This is a genomic window from Sphingomonas bacterium (assembly GCF_903644135.1).
In the GTDB taxonomy this organism is placed as follows: Bacteria; Pseudomonadota; Alphaproteobacteria; order Sphingomonadales; family Sphingomonadaceae; genus Sphingomonas.
Window position 1 is genome coordinate 1 of the sequence record NZ_CAHJXA010000356.1, and the last position, 2,747, is coordinate 2,747.

The window sequence follows — 2,747 nt, forward strand, 5'->3', positions numbered from 1 at the left end:
GAGGATCACCGCCTCCGCCGCGTCGAACGAGGCCGGGCGGCCATGCCCGTCCGCGGCGACGGCGTCCTCGGTCGCCGCGACCAGCGCCTGCTGCTCGGCGGCGGTGAACGGCACCAGCCGGGTCGGCCCGAACGCCTCGACACGCTCGCCATCGGTCTCGACGATCGCGGCATCGACGCCGTCGAGCGACGTACCGCTCATGAAGCCGAGCACGCGCATCAGCTATCCTCCCGGCTCTCCACCCCGACGAACGGCGTATCGGCCGTCAGAGCAGCTTGTCGAGGGTGATCGGCAGGTCGCGCACCCGCTTGCCGGTGGCGTTGTAGATCGCGTTGGCGACCGCCGCGCCGACCCCGGTGATACCGATCTCACCGATGCCGTGCGCGCCCATCGGCGTGTGCGGGTCGGCGATGTCGGTCCAGATCACGTCGATCTCCGGCACGTCCATGTGCACCGGCATGTGATATTCGGCGAAGCTGGGGTTCATGATGCGGCCGTTGCGCTCGTCGAACTGCGTCTCCTCCATCAGCGCGAGGCCCAGCCCCATGATGATGCCGCCGCGAAACTGGCTGCGCGCCGTCTTGGCGTTGAGGATACGACCGGTGTCGAACGAGCCCAGGAAGCGGCTGATCCGCGTCTCGCCGGTGACCGCGTTGACCCGCGCCTCGCAGAACATCGCGCCATGCGAATGCATCGACCAGTGCTTCACTTCCAGCGGCGGCTTCGCCTGCGCCGTCACGGTCACGCTGTCGCGTGCCGCGCGCGACAGGATCGAGGCGTAGCTCTCGCGCTGCGCGGGGTCTTCGAGCTTGGCGAGGCCACCGTCCTCGCTCCCGACCTCATCGGGCGACAGCCCGGCCAGCGGCGAGTCGTTGCCGGCGAGCTTGATCAGCTCGGCGACCAGCTCGCGATGGGCGGAGATCACCGCCGCGCCGATCGCGGCGGTCTGTTGCGAGCCACCGGCCAGGATCGCGCCGGGGATGATCGAGTCGCCATAGGCCACCTCGACCCGCTCCAGCGGCAGGCCGAGCCGCTCGGCGGCGACGATCGTCGTCGTCGTGGCGGTACCCATGCCCATCTCGTGCGCCGCGACCTCGACCTTCGCGACGATGTCGCCCCCGGCATCGCGGGTCAGCGTGATCCGGGCCGCGCTGCCGGGCATCCGGTAATAGGGATAGGTGGCGGTGGCGCAGCCCAGGCCGATCAGCCACTCGCCCTCGCGCCGGGTGCCTGGCGTCGCGCTCCGCTCCGGCCAGCCGAACCGCTCCGCCCCCGCCCGCCACGCCTCGACGATGTGCCGCGACGAGAAGGGCAGGCCAGACACCGGGTCCTTGTCCGGCTCGTTGACGAGGCGCAGCTCGATCGGGTCGATGCCGATCTCCACCGCCAGCTCGTCGATCGCCGACTCGAGCGCAAAGGTGCCGACCGACTCGCCCGGCGCGCGCATGAAGGTGTTGGCGAGCATGTTCATCGTCGCCACCTCGACCGACAGCTTGATGGCGTCGGCGGCATAGCCGGCCTGGCTGCCGAGGATGAACGGCTCCGGCATGTTGTTGTGCGGCGACATCGCCACCGTGCCGGTATGGATCAGCGCGTCGAAATGGCCGTCCGCCTGCGCGCCGATCGCGACGCGTTGCTCGGTCAGGGTACGGCCGCCGACGATGCGATAGACGCCCTCGCGCGACAGCACGATCCGCACCGGGCGACCTGCCAGCTTCGCCGCGGCGGCCCCTAGGATCTGATGGTCCCACAGGCATTTGCCGCCAAAGCCGCCGCCCACATAGGGCGAGATCACGCGCACCTGCTCGGCCTTGAGCCCGAACACGCCCGCAAGGGTCGCCGCTTCCATGCTGACCAGCTGGCTGGCATCATGGACGACCAGCTCGTCGCCTTCCCACAGGATGGTCGCGGCGTGGAGCTCGATCGCGTTATGGTTGTGGCGCGGGGTGGAATAGGCGTGGTCGACCCGGTGCGGCGCGGCCGCGAATGCGGCTTCCGCGTCACCCTTCTCGTTCACCAGCGGCTCGCCGTTGAAGATGCCCGGCTTCACGCCCTCCGCCTTGGCCTTGGCGAAGCCGGTGGTCGATGGTTCCGCCACATAGGTGGTGACGATCAGCGACGCGGCATGGTCCGCCTGTTCCTGCGTCTCGGCCAGCACCACCGCGATCGGCTGGCCGTTCCAGTGGATGCGGTCGTCCTGCATGATCGGCAGGTCGCTCGGCCCCGCCGCGGTCGGCGAGCTGCCGAACACCGCCGGCTTGTTCATGCGCGGCGCATTGAGGTGGGTCATCGCCAGGACGACGCCGGACGCCGCCTCCGCCGCCGCCGTATCGATCGTCGCAATCCGCCCGCGCGGGATCGTCGCATAGGCGAGCGCCGCATAGGTGAGGTCGGCGACCGCGATCTCGGCGGCGAAGCGCGCGGCTCCCCTGACCTTGAGCGGCCCGTCGAGGCGCGACACTTCAGTGCCGATCGTGCCGTGCTTGCGCGCGATCAACGGGTCGGGAACGCCGCCCGGTATCCAGCTGTCGGGCGCGAGCGGCACCAGCTTCGCCATCACCGTTTGCACCGCCGTCTGGGCCGCGACCTTGGCGTTCTCGACGATGTTCATGCGGTCTCTCCGGCGAGGTCGCCGAGCACGGCGACGAGGGTACGTTTGGCGAGTTCGACCTTGAACCCATTGTCGCGCAGCGGCCTGGCGTCGGCCAGCTCGGCCACGGCAGCGGCTTGGAACGCCGCCGCCGTGG

Annotated in this window: 2 protein-coding genes and 1 pseudogene; all 3 read right to left on the minus strand. The window is 70.0% G+C overall.

Annotated elements, in window-relative coordinates; genetic code table 11:
- Window positions 1-219 (minus strand): anhydro-N-acetylmuramic acid kinase (locus HUU96_RS14390; protein ID WP_174293428.1); only part of this gene is annotated, 219 nt, incomplete at its 3' end.
- Between the two features lie 46 nt (window positions 220-265).
- Window positions 266-2,611, minus strand: a complete 2,346-nt coding sequence (locus HUU96_RS14395) for a xanthine dehydrogenase family protein molybdopterin-binding subunit (RefSeq protein ID WP_174293429.1) — start codon at window positions 2,609-2,611, stop codon at window positions 266-268.
- Window positions 2,608-2,747, minus strand: a pseudogene (locus tag HUU96_RS15235) (FAD binding domain-containing protein); the annotation flags it as partial. The pseudogene HUU96_RS15235 and the gene HUU96_RS14395, both read right to left, overlap by 4 nt.